The following is a 13,833-nucleotide window of genomic DNA, read 5'->3' on the forward strand; positions in this document are numbered from 1 at the left end:
CGGCGCCGCCCGGGCAGGGCGGCGCGGGCGTTCAGACCCGCGAGGCGACCGCTTCGGTCTGGTGGCGCCGCTCGACGGTGCGCACCACCAGGCCACGCAGGTCGTTCAGCAGCGAGAACTCGGTCTGGCTCAGCACCACCGAGGGGAAGCTGTCGTCCCATTCGCCGTAGATGAAGCCGGCGGGCTGCCCGTGGGCGCAGAGCGGAATCACGACGAAGCAGCGCGCTTCGCTCAAGCAGCCTTTCCACCAGGCCGGCAGCTTGGCCGCGAACTTGGGGTCGCGCGCATTCTCGATGAAGATCACGCGGTCGCTCCCCAGCGCCGCATGAAAGACGTTGGGCTCGTAGACGTCGTCGAACACGAGATTGGGCAGCATGGCCCTGCTATCGTCGCCGAGCCCCAGGCGCGCCGCGTACTTGCCTTCCTTGCGGTTGCGCAGGAAGGCGAAGGAGCGCGTGAAGGACAGGCCCTTGTGGATGGTCTCCAGGGCCATCGACATCATCTGGCCCGGGGTGGCGTTGACGCCGGCGTCGCGCATGTCGGCCACGCCGCTCATGAGGACCTTGTTGCCGGCCATGCGCTTGCGGGTTGCGGCGGCCAGGCGCGCGCGCTTCTCGAGCGGCTTGGCCAGCGGCGCGATCGTCAGGTCGGAGGAGGCGGTTTCGCGCGCCTTTTCGATGGCGCCCATCAGGCCGTCCGGCTCCACGCCCAGCATCGGGGCGAAACTCTCGGCCAGGGCGGCCACGCGGGCGGCGCCCGCTTCGTCGTCGTGCCAGAGGGCGTCGGCGGCATCGGTCGACATGGTGCCGAGGGCGGCCAGCCAGTCGTCGTGGCCGAAGCCCTCGAAGCGCTCGCCCGGCGCGACGCGGCGCATGCCGGCGACCAGGTTGCGCGGCAGGCCCCAGTGCTCGGCGGTGGCGCGCCCGATTTCTTCCAGCGACAGGCCGAGGACGCTGCCCGCGGCGCTGTCCTCGCGCCCCTGGCCTGCGGTCTCGCGCAGCTGGGCCCAGCGCTCCGGCATGTAGAAGGTGACCATCATCCGGCCCAGCGAGTGCAGGATCGAGCACACCACGGCTTCCTCGGGGTCGCGCGAGACGGCGCTGGCGGCGATCTGCTGGGCCACCATCCCGGCCAGCACGGCCTTTTCCATCTCGATGTGGGCGGTCTCGGTGTCGGGCGTGGACTTGGCCAGTTCCTCGATCAGCTTCAGGCCCAGGGCCAGGTGGCCGATCGCTTCGGTTCCGAGCACCAGCACCGCCTTGGAGACGGTGTTGACGCGCTGTCCGAAGGCCGAGTACATGCCGCTGTTCGCCAGCCGCAGCACCTTCTGGGTCAGGACGGGGTCGGAGAGCACCGTCTGCGTCATCGAGAATTCACGCTCGTCTTCGCCGCGCATGGAGGCGAGGATGGCGTTGATGGCCTTGGTGAAGCCCGGCATGTCGCCCTGCCTGCGGATGCGTTCCCACAGCAGGGAGAGGGTGGCGTCGGCCTGGCGCGAGCGTGGGATGGCGGAATGTGTCGTCATGGTTTGACCGCCCGGAAGTCGGCCGGCAGCAGTTCGGTATAAAGGTCTTCTTTCAGCGCGGTCATCGCCACGTGGGCCGGCATCGGCTTGCCGGTCAGGTAACCTTGCACGTACTGGCATCCCAGGCTGTCGAGGAAGGCCAGCTGGGCCTCGGTCTCCACGCCCTCGGCCACCACCGACAGGTCGAGGTGCTTGGCCAGGTCCAGCACGGCCTTGCAGATCGCCGCGTCCTTCTCGGCGCCGGGCAGGTCCTTCACGAAAGCCCGGTCGACCTTCAGCACCGAGATCGGGAAGCGTTTCAGGTAGGCCAGGCTCGAGTAGCCGGTGCCGAAGTCGTCGATCGCGATGCGCGCGCCGCGCTCGGCCATCTTGCCCAGCACGCTCTCCGCGTGGACCGGGTCGACCATCAGCGTGCCCTCGGTGATCTCGAGCACCAGGTTGCGCCCCGGCGTGCCGGACAGCGCCAGCGCATCGTCCAGCACGGTGAGGAATTTGTCGCTCCTGAACTGGCGCGGGCTGATGTTGACCGAGATGTAGAGTTCGCGCCCGGCGACTTCTTCGAACTGGCGGATCTGCATGCAGGCCGCTTTCAGGGCCCAGGCGCCGAGCAGGTTGATCAGGCCATTGGTCTCGGCGATCGGGATGAAGCGCGCCGGCGAGACCATGCCCAGGGTCGGATGCTTCCAGCGCATCAGGGTCTCGAAGCCCTCGATGGTGCGGTTGGCGGCGTCGACGATCGGCTGGTAATACAGCTGGAACTCGCCTTCGCGCACCGCATTGAACATCGCCGCTTCCAGCGAGATATCGTGTTCCGGCGGGCCGGCGTCGCGCGGGCTGTAGGTGACGGTGCGCGCCTTGCCGGTCTCCTTGGCGCGCGACATGGCGGTGTCGGCCAGCGTCACCAGCCGCACCTCGTCCTCGGCGTGGTCCGGATAGGTCGCCACCCCGATCGAGCCGGCCAGGTAGATGGTATGCCCGTCGATCTCGAAGGGCGACTGCAGGGCCGCCATCAGGCGTCCGGTGACCAGCTTGATCTGGGCCTCGCTGCTTGATCCCGGCAGCACCGCCACGAATTCGTCGCCGCCCACGCGCGCCAGGGTGTCGCTGTCGCGCAGGGTGCGGCGCAGGCGGCTCGCGGCCATGCGCAGCACGGCGTCGCCGACCGCGTGGCCAAGGCCGTCGTTGACCTTCTTGAAGCCGTCCAGGCCGATGGTGGTCACCGCAAATCCCTGGCCCGAGCGGCGCGCGTTGGCGATCACCATGCGGATGCGGTCGGACAGCAGCACCCGGTTGGGCAGCTCGGTGAGGGCGTCGTGGGTCGCCATGTGGCGCAGGCGCTCCTCGGTGGCATGCTGGGCCGACATATCGCGCCCCACGACCAGCAGCGGAGCATCGTCGCCGCTCGCGACCAGGGCCAGGCGCAGCTCGAACCAGACGTCGCGTTCGCCGTTGCGAAAGCGCGCTTCCACCACGACCGGCTCGCTGCCGGCATGGGCGCCACCGGCGGTGGCGAGGGCGGCGCGCAGGGCCGGCTGGTCGATGTCATGGACCATCGCGACCAGGGGCCGGCCGTCCAGCTCGACGCCGGTGAGCAGTTGGGCGCGGCGGCTGGCGGCGCGCACCTGGCCGCCCAGCGTGACGCGGAACACGGCGTCGCCGGCCGCTTCCAGCAGGCTGTCGAGCAGCATGAGCGCCGGCTTGCGGGATTCGGGCTGGATGGCGGCGATGGAACTGGTGTGCATTTCTGGTTGTCTGCCTTCTTGTTGCTGGCACGCGCATTCGCTATGCATACCGTGCGTAAACCATGCAAGTCTACCAAACCAATGGGGACTGTAGCATTGAAAGATTCTGAAAGGCATTAAAAATCACAAAGCCAGTCTCCGTTCGGCCAGTCCTTGCGCTGACGCAGCGGCTTGCGTTGATGCGCCCTTTGCGTTAGCGTAGTTGTTGCATAGACAAGCATACCTACGCCTGACATTGTCGCCGATTCTTGCTGCCCAGCAAATAAACCGATTCTAAAATGATGCTCGGATGCAACATCGAGCAGGTCTTTTTCGAAAGAGATGCGAAAAATGGATGCTTTCCAGACCCATGAGGTCCTGAACCAGGCGGCCTCCTTCGAAAACGTCAACCTGTTCGCCTGCGATCCGGCCCTGCGCGAGGCGCTCGGGCGCGAGGGCGCGGGCTGGGCCGCGGACAGCCTGACCACCCTCGGCGCGACCCTCGGCAGCGCCGAGGTCCTCGACCTGGCGCGCCAGGCCAATGCCGCGGGTCCGCGCCTGCTCGGCTTCGACCGCTCCGGCCGCCGCATCGACGAGATCGAGTTCCACCCGGCCTGGCACCAGCTCATGTCGCTGCTGGTCAAGGCCGGCGCCCACTCCGCGCCATGGCAGGACCCGCGCCCCGGCGCCCAGGTGGCGCGCGCGGCCCAGTACCTGCTGTTCGGCCAGCTCGAGAACGGCAGCCAGTGCCCGGTGACCATGACCTATGCCTCGGTGCCGGCCCTGCGCCGCGAGCCGCGCCTGGCGCCCTGGCTGCCGAAGATCCTCTCGAACGACTACGACCCGCGTTCGCTGCCGGTGACGGAAAAACGCGGCGCCCTGGTCGGCATGGGCATGACCGAGAAACAGGGCGGCAGCGACGTGCGCGCCAATACCACCCGCGCCACCTTGCTGCCGCCCGGCGAGGCCTCGGTGCGCTTCGGCGCGGCAGGCGAGGGCGCCTGGCGCATTGTCGGCCACAAGTGGTTCTTTTCGGTGCCGCAGGCCGACGCCCACCTGATCCTGGCCCAGATCGAGGAAGAGGGCAGCAGCGGCCTGTCGTGCTTCTTCGTGCCGCGCTTCCTGCCGGACGGCAGCCGCAATGCGATCCGGGTCCAGCGCCTGAAGGACAAGGTCGGCAACCGCTCGAATGCCTCCTCCGAAGTCGAATTCCAGGATGCGGTCGGCTGGATGGTGGGCGCTCCCGGACGCGGGATCCCGACCATCCTCGAGATGGGTGGCTACACCCGCCTGGACTGCGTGCTGGGCAGCGCCGGCATCATGCGCGCCGCCCTGTGCCACGCCCTGCACCATGCGCGCGGCCGCTCCGCGTTCGGCCGGCGCCTCGCCGAACAGCCGCTGATGCAGAACGTGCTGGCCGACCTGGCGCTCGAATCCGAGGCCGCCACCGCATTCGCCCTGCGCCTGGCGCGCTGTGTCGACGAAGGCCGGGAGCCCGCCCAGGCGCTGCTGGGCCGCATCCTGACCCCGGCCGGCAAGTACTGGATCTGCAAGCGCGGGCCGATGTTCGGGGCCGAGGCGATGGAGGTCATGGGCGGCAACGGCTATGTGGAGGACGGCCCGCTGGGACGGTTGTACCGCGAATTCCCCGTCAATTCGATCTGGGAGGGTTCCGGCAATGTGATGTGCCTGGACGTGCTGCGCGCACTCGGCAAGTCGCTGCCGGAGGCGCATGCGGCGCTGGCGGCCGAGCTGGAGCCGGCGATGGCGCTGGACGCCCGCTTCGCCGGTTTCGCCGGTGCGCTGCTCGACGCACTCCCGGCCATGGCCCGGGACGAGGGCGGGGCGCGCGTGCTGGCCGAGCGCCTGGTGCTGGCGGTGCAGGCGGCGCTGCTGCTGCGCCATGCGCCCGCTTATGTGGCCGACGCCTTCGTCGCCTCGCGCATCGCGCGCGAGCCGGGCGGCGCGTTCGGGCGGCTCCCCGCGCAGGCCGACTGCGCCGCGATCCTGGCGCGGGCCCTGCAGGCCCCGTCCTAGAAAGAGCGGGACAAAATCGGCCGCGGCTGGGATAATGCCGGTCACTTGCAACACACCCAACATTCTCTACCCACCATGAAACAAGATCCGCGGTTCCCCAACCTCTTCATCCTGAACCACCCGCTCATCCAGCACAAGCTGTCGCACATGCGCGAGCACGACACCTCGACGCGCACCTTCCGCGAGCTGCTGCGCGAAATTACGCTCTTGATGGGGTACGAGATCACGCGCGACCTGCCGCTGACCACCCGGGTCGTCAAGACGCCGCTGGTCACCATCGACGCGCCCGTCATCGCCGGCAAGAAACTGGCCATCGTGCCGATCCTGCGCGCCGGCATCGGGATGAGCGACGGCCTGCTGGAACTGGTGCCGTCCGCGCGCGTCGGCCATATCGGCGTGTTCCGCGATCCGGACACCCACGAGCCGGTCGAGTACCTGGTGCGCTTGCCGGACACCAATGAACGCACCTTCATCCTGTGCGACCCGATGGTCGCGACCGGCAATTCGGCGGTGCATGCCGTCGACGTGCTCAAGAAGCGCGGCGTGCCGAGCGAGCAGATCCTGTTCCTGGCCCTGGTGGCCGCGCCGGAAGGCATCGAGGTGTTCCAGAAGGCCCACCCGGACGTGAAGGTCTACGTCGCCTCGCTCGATTCGCACCTGAACGAAGACGCCTACATCGTGCCGGGCCTGGGCGACGCGGGCGACCGCATCTTCGGCACCAAGTAAGCACCGGCATGAGCTTCGGGGCGGACCAGCAGTTCTTCTCGCGCCTGGCTTCGGCGAACGACAGTTTCGCCGGCAGCCTGCCGACCACGCTCGCGCGCCTGGCCCAGCTGGGCGCGGAGCTCGATCCGGCCGCCCCCGCGCCGGCCGCGAACGAGTTGCAGGCCATGCTGCATACCGTGGCCGGCTCGGCCGTCACCTTCGGCTACCGGAGCCTGGGCCAGCACGCACGCGCGCTCGAGCAGCGCCTGCGGGTCCTGATGACCTTCGATGCGGTGGCGCGCAGCGACTGGGCGATCTGGCTGGGGGAACTCGGCCAGTTTGTCGAGGCGGGCCAGCGCGATCCACGCTCCCTAGGTTGAAACTCCTCGGCTGACATTGCGTCTACGCAATAAGCCACCGCTGCATAGTTTGATGCTGCGCAAATTTCCAGCCTCTCCTTGCCCTATATTTTCTCTACTGCCGAATCAAAAAAACGCCTCCAAATAGTTGAATGGGGGAATTTTGACGAAATTGTTGCGACAGCGAGTTTTTTTATTTTGCGAACTGGCCGTCTATCCGTTTTTATTCGGTATAATGTGGGATCGTTGGGTTGTAGGTAGTAGTGCAGTTAGTCTGTCATTCCTTTCTTGCTTCTTCAAACGATCTTAAACGGGCGCAAGCCCACTTAACTGAAATAGGAAATTGTAATGGCAACTGGCATCGTTAAATGGTTCAATGACTCGAAGGGTTTCGGCTTCATCACTCCTGATGAAGGCGGCGAAGATCTGTTCGCACACTTCTCGGCTATCCAGACCAACGGCTTCAAATCGCTGCAAGAGAACCAGCGCGTTTCGTTCGACGTGACCACCGGCCCGAAGGGCAAGCAGGCCGCGAACATCCAGCCGCTGTAATCGCTCTCCAGCGGTAGCAAAAAATCCCCGGAATCACCGGGGATTTTTTTTGTCCGGATGTCGGAAATCCTGTCCTGTCAGTACGCGATGGGCTCTCCGACGATGCGCCCTGGATGGATCGGGCGCTGATTCGTTCCGGTGGGGAAGTATTTCCCTGCTTGCGGGCCTACCAGTATTCTGGTTGGGCGTAACTGCGCCGCAGGAAGTCGACGAAGCTGCGGATGCGCAAGGGCAGATGGCGGCGCTGCGCGAACACCGCATGGATATCGTTGCCTGGCGCCGCGTAGTCGTCGAGTACCGTGCGCAGCTCGCCGGACGCGATCTGCGCGCCCACTTCCCACATCGAGCGCCAGGCCAGTCCCTTTCCGGCCAGGGCCCAGGCGTGCAGCACCGCGCCGTCGTTGCACTCCATGTTTCCTCCCACCTTCAGGGTCACGGGCTTGCCCTTGTCAAGGAAGGTCCAGCCACGCTGGCTGCCTTCGCTGCTGATCGCCAGGCAGTTGTGGCGCGCCAGATCCGCCAGGCTGCGCGGCGTGCCGTGGCGCCTGAGGTAGGCGGGCGAGCCCACCACCACGCGGTGGTTGTCGGCCAGCTTGGCGCCGACCAGGCTCGAATCGTTCAGGCTGGCGATGCGGATGGCCACGTCCACGCCTTCGCCGACAACGTCGACCAGGCGATCGGTGAGGTTCAGGTTGACGGTCAGTTCGCGGTGCTCGGCCAGGAAGGAGGGCAGCAGCGGCGCGACGTGCTGGCGGCCGAAGCCGGCCGGGGCAGACACGAAGAGGTGGCCGGTGGCGCGGGCGCTGCGTTCGCTGGCAGCCGATTCGGCTTCCTCGAGTTCGGCGAGGATGCGCTGGCAGTCTTCCAGAAAGGCCGCGCCTTCGTCGGTGAGTACCAGCCGCCGCGTGGTGCGCTGGAGCAGCTTGACGCCCAGCCTGGTTTCCAGCGCATCCAGGCGCCGCCCGATCATGGCGGGCGCGATGCCCTCGGCGCGGGCCGCCGCGGACAGGCTGCCGCGCGCGACGACTTCGACGAAGGTTTCGATCTGCCTGAACTTGTCCATGTCTTCTCCATTTGATACAAAAACGCACAGATGTAGTGAGAAAATGTATCGTTTAGCTATCTTCCAGTGAATATACTTGATGCTATGACAAACGCCAAGGCGGCCCCGCGCCGCTGGCGTCGCACCGGTTCTTTACTTACAGGAGCAAGCGCAATGACGATCGCCATCCCAGACGGCATGGAAATTTCAGCCGAGATCAAGCCTGGTTACGAACAGATCCTGACGCCCGAGGCCCTCGCGCTAGTCGCCCGCCTCTCGCGCGCCTTCGAGCCGCGCCGCCAGCAACTGCTCGCCGCCCGCGCCGAACGCGCGCGCCGCCTGGATGCGGGCGAGCGTCCGGACTTCCTGCCGGAGACCGCCCACATCCGCGAAGGCGACTGGACCATCGCCCCGATTCCGCAGGCCCTCGAATGCCGCCGCGTGGAAATCACCGGCCCCGTCGAGCGCAAGATGGTCATCAACGCGCTCAACTCCGGCGCCGACAGCTACATGACCGACTTCGAGGATTCGAACACGCCGAACTGGGACAACCAGATCACCGGCCAGATCAATATGCGCGACGCGGTGCGCCGCACGATCTCGCTGGAACAGAACGGCAAGACCTACCGGCTGAACGAGAAGGTCGCGACCCTGGTCGTGCGACCGCGCGGCTGGCACCTGGACGAGAAGCACGTGCTGGTCGACGGCAAGCGCGTCTCGGGCGGCATCTTCGACTTCGCCCTCTTCATGTTCCACAACGCCAAGGAGCAGCTCGCACGCGGCGCCGGCCCCTATTTCTACCTGCCGAAGATGGAATCGCACCTGGAAGCGCGCCTGTGGAACGACATCTTCGTGATGACCCAGGAAGATCTCGGCCTGCCGCGCGGAACCATCAAGGCCACCGTGCTGATCGAGACCATCCTCGCGGCCTTCGAGATGGACGAGATCCTCTACGAGCTGCGCGAACACAGTGCCGGCCTGAACGCGGGCCGCTGGGACTACATCTTCTCCTGCATCAAGAAGTTCAAGCTGGACAAGGACTTCTGCCTGGCCGACCGCCCCAAGGTGACCATGACGGCGCCCTTCATGCGCGCCTATGCACTGCTGCTGCTCAAGACCTGCCACAAGCGCAATGCGCCGGCCATCGGCGGCATGTCGGCCCTGATCCCGATCAAGAACGACCCGGCGAAGAACGAGGTCGCGATGGGTGGGGTGCGGGGCGACAAGGCGCGCGACGCCACCGATGGCTACGACGGCGGCTGGGTGGCGCACCCGGGCCTGGTCGACCTGGCCATGACGGAATTCGTGAAGGTGCTGGGCGACAGGCCCAACCAGATCGACAAGCAGCGTCCGGATGTGAACGTGACCGCCGCCGAACTGCTCGACTTCAAGCCCGAGACGCCGATCACGGAAGAGGGCCTGCGCTACAACATCAACGTCGGCATCCACTACCTCGGCGCCTGGCTGGCCGGTAATGGCTGCGTGCCGATCCACAACCTGATGGAAGACGCCGCCACCGCCGAGATCAGCCGCTCCCAGGTGTGGCAGTGGATCAGGACGCCGAAAGGCGTGCTGGAAGACGGCCGCAAGGTGACTGCCGAGATGGTGCGCACCATGATCCCGGAAGAACTGGCCAAGGTGAAGCAGGTGGCGCCCAACGGCGACAACCCGAGCTATGCGCGCGCGGCCGAGATCTTCGAGCAGATGTCGACGTCGGATACCTTCGCGGAGTTCCTGACCTTGCCGCTGTACGAAGAAATCTGATCCGGCGTACTCGTTTCTTGTAGGGTGGGCCTGGGCGGCCCCGCGAGTCCTCCGCCCACGCGTTCAAGTACACGGTGAGACGTAGCACATCGTCTCTTCACATGCTGGTTGAACGCGCGTTCGGCAGAGCCGAACACCCTACTTCAAAAGACGTTTTTCCACTCGCGTAGTGCCGTGAAGGCCTCCACCGGCGCGGCGCCTTCCTTCAATCGCCCGGCCTCGACCAGGCTCCTGACGATTCCCGGTTCCGTATAGCGCAGGAAGGGATTCGTTCCCTTCTCCAGCCCGATGGTCGACGGCACCGTCGGCAGCCGTGTGCCGCGCTTCTCCGTCGCGTCGCGCATGCGGAAGGCCAGTCCCTGGTTATCCGGTTCGACCGCCTGCGCGAAGGTCAGGTTCGACACCGTGTATTCGTGCGCGCAATAGACCAGCGTATCGTCCGGCAGCGCCGCGAGCTTGGCCAGCGAATCGGCCATCTGCTGCGGCGTGCCTTCGAACAGCCGGCCGCAACCGCCCCCGAACAAGGTATCCCCGCAGAACAGCCAGTGCGCTCCCGCTGTCCTGCGCACATAGGCAATGTGTCCCAGCGTATGCCCCGGCACCGCGAGCACGTCCAGCTCCAGGTCGAGCCCATCGACACGGACCCGGTCGCCTTCGTCCAGCGCATGCGTAATGGATTGGATGCCATCGCTGCGCGGCCCGTAAACCGGCACTTTCCACTCGGAGAGCAGGGACGCGACGCCGCCGATATGGTCAGCATGGTGATGGGTGAGTAAAATGCAGGTAAGGGCCAGGCCGTGCGCCTGCAGGGCTTCACGGACCGGCCCGGCGTCGCCCGGGTCGACCACTGCCGCGTTCGTGCCGTCGTGGATGAGCCAGAGGTAGTTGTCTTTGAATGCGGGAACGGTAAGAACAGAAAGGGCCTGGCGCGAAGAAGTCGTCATGGTGATGTGAACCGAAGGGCGGGTGAAATAAATTTTCACCCACGAAGGGATGGAATGGACGCGGCATCCGAAAAATCCATTATAGCGCTCGACCTCTGGCTGCAATCGCCGGCGGGGGCCTACGTGCGCGCCTTCGAACAGGCCTGCCTCGACGAACTGGTGGCGGACATCTTCGGTTTCAATGCCCTGCAGATCGGCGTGCCCCAGCTCGACGCGCTCGCCGCCAACCGCATGCCCAATAAATGGCAGGCCGCCACCCGCACCTCGACCGACGACGAGCTGGCCTTCGCCGCCGGCGGCAAGCAGATCGCCGTCGCGCTCGATTTCGCCGAACTGCCTTTCGCCTCGCACAGCATGGACCTGATCGTGCTGCCGCACGTGCTCGAATTCGCCAGCGAACCGCACCAGGTGCTGCGCGAGGTCGAACGGGTCCTGATCCCGGAAGGACAGGTGATCATCTGCGGCTTCAACCCGGCCAGCCTGTGGGGCATGCGCCAGGGGGTGGGAAGGGTCACGAACAACGGCTACCTGCCGGCCTCCGGCGAGTTCATCTCTATGCCGCGCCTGAAGGACTGGTTAAAATTGCTGAATCTCGGCGTCACGCGCAGCCACTTCGGCTGCTACGCGCCGCCGTGCCGGACAGCCCACTGGCTGAGCCGGTTCTCGATGATGGAGTCGGCTGGCCGGCGCTGGTGGCCCTACCTGGGCGCCGTGTACGTGGTCCACGCCATCAAGCGGGTCAAGGGCATGCACATCATCGGACCTGCATGGAACAAGAAAACGAGCAAGCGTCCGCAGGCAGTGCCGGCGGCGAACAGAGAATGAACGAATCGAAAATGAATGCAGGCGGCGCGACCAGGGTCGAAATCTTTACCGACGGCGCCTGCAAGGGCAATCCCGGCACGGGCGGCTGGGGCGCGCTCCTGGTCTCGAACGGCCACGAAAAGGAAATCTTCGGCGGCGAGCCCAACACCACCAACAACCGCATGGAATTGCGCGCGGTGATCGAGGCGCTGGGCGTGCTGAACCGGCCCTGCGAGGTGGTGCTGCATACCGACAGCCAGTATGTGCAGAAAGGGATCTCGGAATGGATCCACGGCTGGAAGGCGCGCGGCTGGAAGACCTCGACGAAGGAGCCGGTCAAGAACGACGACCTGTGGAAGGCGCTCGACCTGGCGCAGCAGCAGCACGCCGTCGAATGGCGCTGGGTGCGCGGCCACAACGGTCATCCGGGCAACGAGCGCGCGGACGTGCTGGCCAACCGCGGGGCGGCCTCGGTGCGACGCTAAAGCACATCGCGCGCATCGATGGTCTCTTGAGGCGGCCTGCGTTTTGCTATACTGCAATCCGCTTCAACTCTTCCTAACGCCATGCGCCAGATTGTCCTCGATACCGAAACCACCGGCCTGAATCCCCGTACAGGCGACCGCATCATCGAGGTCGGCTGCGTCGAGATCGTCAACCGCAAGCTGACCGGGAATAACTTCCACCGCTATATCAACCCCGAGCGCGATTCGGACGAAGCGGCGCTGGCGGTCCACGGCCTCACCACCGAATTCCTGAGCGACAAGCCGAAGTTCGCCGAGATCGTCGAAGAGTTGCGCGAATTCGTGCAGGGCGCCGAAGTCATCATCCACAACGCGCCCTTCGACCTGGGCTTCCTGAACCACGAGTTCCAGCGCCTCGGCCTGCCGCCGTTCACTTCCTGCTGCAGCGGCGTGATCGACACCCTGGTCCAGGCCAAGGAACTCCATCCCGGCAAGCGCAATTCGCTCGACGCGCTGTGCGACCGCTACGAGATCTCGAACGCCCACCGCAAACTGCACGGCGCGCTGCTCGACTCGGAACTGCTGGCCGACGTCTACCTCGCGATGACGCGTGGCCAGAACTCGCTCACCATGGACGTGGCGGTCGAAGCCAGCGGCGTGGGCGAGATGCTCGACGCCGGCCCTCTGGGCGAGATCATCGTGGTGGCGGCAAGCAGCGAGGAACTCGCTGCGCACGAAGAGGTGCTGGCCGGCCTGGACAAGAACGTGAAAGGGCAGTGCGTCTGGAGGAATTACGCTTCGCAGGGGTGACGGCGCAATGATTCTGTGCCATAATATGCCTCGCTTCGGGAGGTTAGCTCAGGGGTAGAGCACTGCATTCACACTGCAGGGGTCGCAAGTTCGAAACTTGCACTTCCCACCAAGGATTCAGAGAAAGGCGCTGTCTGCACATGCGGACAGCGCCTTTTTTCATGGTCTTGTCATACGTGCTATGTAGAATTAGACGATTCTTTGGTGACGAACAAGCATGATCGCTCAACCGATCTCTCATCCGCCGTCCCTGGCGTAGCGCATCTTCATAAAGACGGACAAGGGCCGTGCGGAAGCCTTGGCACGTAGCGCGGGCCTCACGGCGCGCCAGCGATCGGTGCTGATCATGGTCGATGGCCGGAAGTCCTGCAGTGCACCGATGGATGCGGTCCCGGCAGACTCCCTCCGGCCCATCGTCGGCGCGCTGGCGGCTTTGGAATTGATTGTGCCGTCGCGCCCTCCCGGCTCCGCTATCTTTCCGCTCGGCCTGCACGCCATGGTGCAAGCAAAGGCGATGATGATCGGCTCGGCCGAGGTCTGTCGGGGCCTGCTTGCCGCCGAGGTCGTGCGCCAGGTCGAGCAGGCGGCAGACGAAGAGCAGCTTCTGCGTGCGCCAGGGCACTGGCATAGGGCAATGCTCGCTTCGAAGCGCGGCCGCGAAGTCGCACCGGCTCAGCTGGACTTGATCAAGTCCAGCCTGGGTCAGCCAGCGGGCGCGCAGGCTGCGGCGCTCGAGAATGACAAGCCGGCAAGGCGAGATATATGCGCCGGTTGATATTGATATATCTCAACGGTTAGTGCATAATACGCGCACTCGGGAGGTTAGCTCAGGGGTAGAGCACTGCATTCACACTGCAGGGGTCGCAAGTTCGAAACTTGCACTTCCCACCAGAATACGAAAGCCCGCAAACAGCGATGTTTGCGGGCTTTTTGCTTGGCTGTGTTCGCGGTTGTTGGGTGAACCAAATCGTGTTGTCGAAGTCTTACGCATCGTCGAGTTAACTCATCTGGAGTGACGATGCAAGGCTTGAGCTTTGACGAATTGTTCGCCTGCCTGTCCGCGGCGCCATTGTCCAGCACCGATGTGGCTCGGCTGCGTCACTGGC

Annotated in this window: 13 protein-coding genes and 2 tRNA genes; 11 read left to right on the top strand and 4 right to left on the bottom strand. The window is 65.4% G+C overall.

Annotated elements, in window-relative coordinates; all coding sequences use genetic code 11:
* Positions 1-31: 31 nt before the first annotated feature.
* Together ACQ7JA_RS15905 and ACQ7JA_RS15910 are read right to left on the bottom strand one after the other, a co-directional pair.
* Positions 32-1,525 carry an HDOD domain-containing protein gene (locus ACQ7JA_RS15905; protein ID WP_430899397.1) on the bottom strand — a complete coding sequence of 498 codons (1,494 nt, stop codon included), beginning with the start codon at positions 1,523-1,525 and terminating at the stop codon, positions 32-34.
* Positions 1,522-3,267 carry a putative bifunctional diguanylate cyclase/phosphodiesterase gene (locus ACQ7JA_RS15910; protein WP_430899399.1) on the bottom strand — a complete coding sequence of 582 codons (1,746 nt, stop codon included), beginning with the start codon at positions 3,265-3,267 and terminating at the stop codon, positions 1,522-1,524. The genes ACQ7JA_RS15905 and ACQ7JA_RS15910 overlap by 4 nt, the downstream gene beginning before the upstream one ends.
* 330 nt (positions 3,268-3,597) lie before the next feature.
* Between ACQ7JA_RS15910 and ACQ7JA_RS15915 the strand changes: the two genes are divergently transcribed.
* The 4 genes from ACQ7JA_RS15915 (at position 3,598) to ACQ7JA_RS15930 (ending at position 6,899) form a co-directional block, all read left to right on the top strand.
* A complete protein-coding gene (locus tag ACQ7JA_RS15915) occupies positions 3,598-5,283 on the top strand; it encodes an isovaleryl-CoA dehydrogenase (protein WP_430899401.1) in 1,686 nt (561 codons plus the stop codon).
* Between the two features lie 75 nt (positions 5,284-5,358).
* Complete coding sequence (gene upp, locus ACQ7JA_RS15920; protein WP_430899403.1) at positions 5,359-6,009, top strand: uracil phosphoribosyltransferase; 651 nt, start codon at positions 5,359-5,361, stop codon at positions 6,007-6,009.
* Positions 6,010-6,017: 8 nt separating this feature from the next.
* Positions 6,018-6,368, top strand: a complete 351-nt coding sequence (locus ACQ7JA_RS15925) for an Hpt domain-containing protein (RefSeq protein WP_430899405.1) — start codon at positions 6,018-6,020, stop codon at positions 6,366-6,368.
* A 327-nt stretch (positions 6,369-6,695) separates the two neighbouring features.
* Positions 6,696-6,899, top strand: coding sequence for a cold-shock protein (locus ACQ7JA_RS15930; protein WP_227803095.1), 204 nt, complete (start codon positions 6,696-6,698; stop codon positions 6,897-6,899).
* 166 nt (positions 6,900-7,065) lie between these two features.
* Here ACQ7JA_RS15930 and ACQ7JA_RS15935 read toward each other — a convergent pair whose 3' ends face one another.
* Positions 7,066-7,962, bottom strand: a complete 897-nt coding sequence (locus tag ACQ7JA_RS15935) for a LysR family transcriptional regulator (RefSeq protein ID WP_430899407.1) — start codon at positions 7,960-7,962, stop codon at positions 7,066-7,068.
* A 153-nt stretch (positions 7,963-8,115) separates the two neighbouring features.
* Between ACQ7JA_RS15935 and aceB the strand changes: the two genes are divergently transcribed.
* The gene (aceB, locus tag ACQ7JA_RS15940) at positions 8,116-9,705 is read left to right on the top strand and encodes a malate synthase A (protein WP_430899409.1); all 1,590 of its coding nucleotides are present in this window, start codon (positions 8,116-8,118) and stop codon (positions 9,703-9,705) included.
* Positions 9,706-9,848: 143 nt separating this feature from the next.
* On the opposite strand, the gene gloB is transcribed toward aceB, so the two are convergent.
* Complete coding sequence (gloB, locus tag ACQ7JA_RS15945) at positions 9,849-10,649, bottom strand: hydroxyacylglutathione hydrolase (RefSeq protein WP_430899412.1); 801 nt, start codon at positions 10,647-10,649, stop codon at positions 9,849-9,851.
* Between the two features lie 54 nt (positions 10,650-10,703).
* Here gloB and ACQ7JA_RS15950 point away from each other — a divergent pair, with 54 nt between their 5' ends.
* From ACQ7JA_RS15950 to ACQ7JA_RS15975, 6 genes are all read left to right on the top strand, one after another.
* On the top strand, positions 10,704-11,474 hold the full coding sequence (locus tag ACQ7JA_RS15950) for a class I SAM-dependent methyltransferase (RefSeq protein WP_430899414.1): 771 nt from the start codon (positions 10,704-10,706) through the stop codon (positions 11,472-11,474).
* Positions 11,471-11,938, top strand: a complete 468-nt coding sequence (gene rnhA, locus ACQ7JA_RS15955; protein WP_430899416.1) for a ribonuclease HI — start codon at positions 11,471-11,473, stop codon at positions 11,936-11,938. Before ACQ7JA_RS15950 ends, rnhA begins: the two co-directional genes overlap by 4 nt.
* 81 nt (positions 11,939-12,019) lie before the next feature.
* Complete coding sequence (gene dnaQ / locus ACQ7JA_RS15960; RefSeq protein WP_430899418.1) at positions 12,020-12,727, top strand: DNA polymerase III subunit epsilon; 708 nt, start codon at positions 12,020-12,022, stop codon at positions 12,725-12,727.
* Between the two features lie 37 nt (positions 12,728-12,764).
* Positions 12,765-12,839, top strand: a tRNA-Val gene (locus ACQ7JA_RS15965).
* A 225-nt stretch (positions 12,840-13,064) separates the two neighbouring features.
* On the top strand, positions 13,065-13,502 hold the full coding sequence (locus tag ACQ7JA_RS15970) for a hypothetical protein (RefSeq protein WP_430899420.1): 438 nt from the start codon (positions 13,065-13,067) through the stop codon (positions 13,500-13,502).
* A 41-nt stretch (positions 13,503-13,543) separates the two neighbouring features.
* A tRNA-Val gene (locus ACQ7JA_RS15975) sits at positions 13,544-13,618 on the top strand.
* The last annotated feature ends 215 nt before the right edge of the window (positions 13,619-13,833 follow it).

The sequence above is a fragment of the Massilia sp. BKSP1R2A-1 genome, assembly GCF_050586525.1.
Lineage (GTDB): Bacteria > Pseudomonadota > Gammaproteobacteria > Burkholderiales > Burkholderiaceae_D > Telluria.

What these genes read in the sequence shown, in the direction of transcription:
- aceB (WP_430899409.1), top strand. Translation starts at nt 8,116, where the DNA reads ATGACGATCGCCATCCCAGACGGCATGGAAATTTCAGCCGAGATCAAG.
- rnhA (WP_430899416.1), top strand. Translation starts at nt 11,471, where the DNA reads ATGAACGAATCGAAAATGAATGCAGGCGGCGCGACCAGGGTCGAAATC.
- ACQ7JA_RS15930 (WP_227803095.1), top strand. Translation starts at nt 6,696, where the DNA reads ATGGCAACTGGCATCGTTAAATGGTTCAATGACTCGAAGGGTTTCGGC.
- gloB (WP_430899412.1), bottom strand. Translation starts at nt 10,649, where the DNA reads ATGACGACTTCTTCGCGCCAGGCCCTTTCTGTTCTTACCGTTCCCGCA.
- ACQ7JA_RS15935 (WP_430899407.1), bottom strand. Translation starts at nt 7,962, where the DNA reads ATGGACAAGTTCAGGCAGATCGAAACCTTCGTCGAAGTCGTCGCGCGC.
- upp (WP_430899403.1), top strand. Translation starts at nt 5,359, where the DNA reads ATGAAACAAGATCCGCGGTTCCCCAACCTCTTCATCCTGAACCACCCG.
- ACQ7JA_RS15915 (WP_430899401.1), top strand. Translation starts at nt 3,598, where the DNA reads ATGGATGCTTTCCAGACCCATGAGGTCCTGAACCAGGCGGCCTCCTTC.
- ACQ7JA_RS15950 (WP_430899414.1), top strand. Translation starts at nt 10,704, where the DNA reads ATGGACGCGGCATCCGAAAAATCCATTATAGCGCTCGACCTCTGGCTG.
- dnaQ (WP_430899418.1), top strand. Translation starts at nt 12,020, where the DNA reads ATGCGCCAGATTGTCCTCGATACCGAAACCACCGGCCTGAATCCCCGT.
- ACQ7JA_RS15910 (WP_430899399.1), bottom strand. Translation starts at nt 3,267, where the DNA reads ATGCACACCAGTTCCATCGCCGCCATCCAGCCCGAATCCCGCAAGCCG.
- ACQ7JA_RS15905 (WP_430899397.1), bottom strand. Translation starts at nt 1,525, where the DNA reads ATGACGACACATTCCGCCATCCCACGCTCGCGCCAGGCCGACGCCACC.
- ACQ7JA_RS15925 (WP_430899405.1), top strand. Translation starts at nt 6,018, where the DNA reads ATGAGCTTCGGGGCGGACCAGCAGTTCTTCTCGCGCCTGGCTTCGGCG.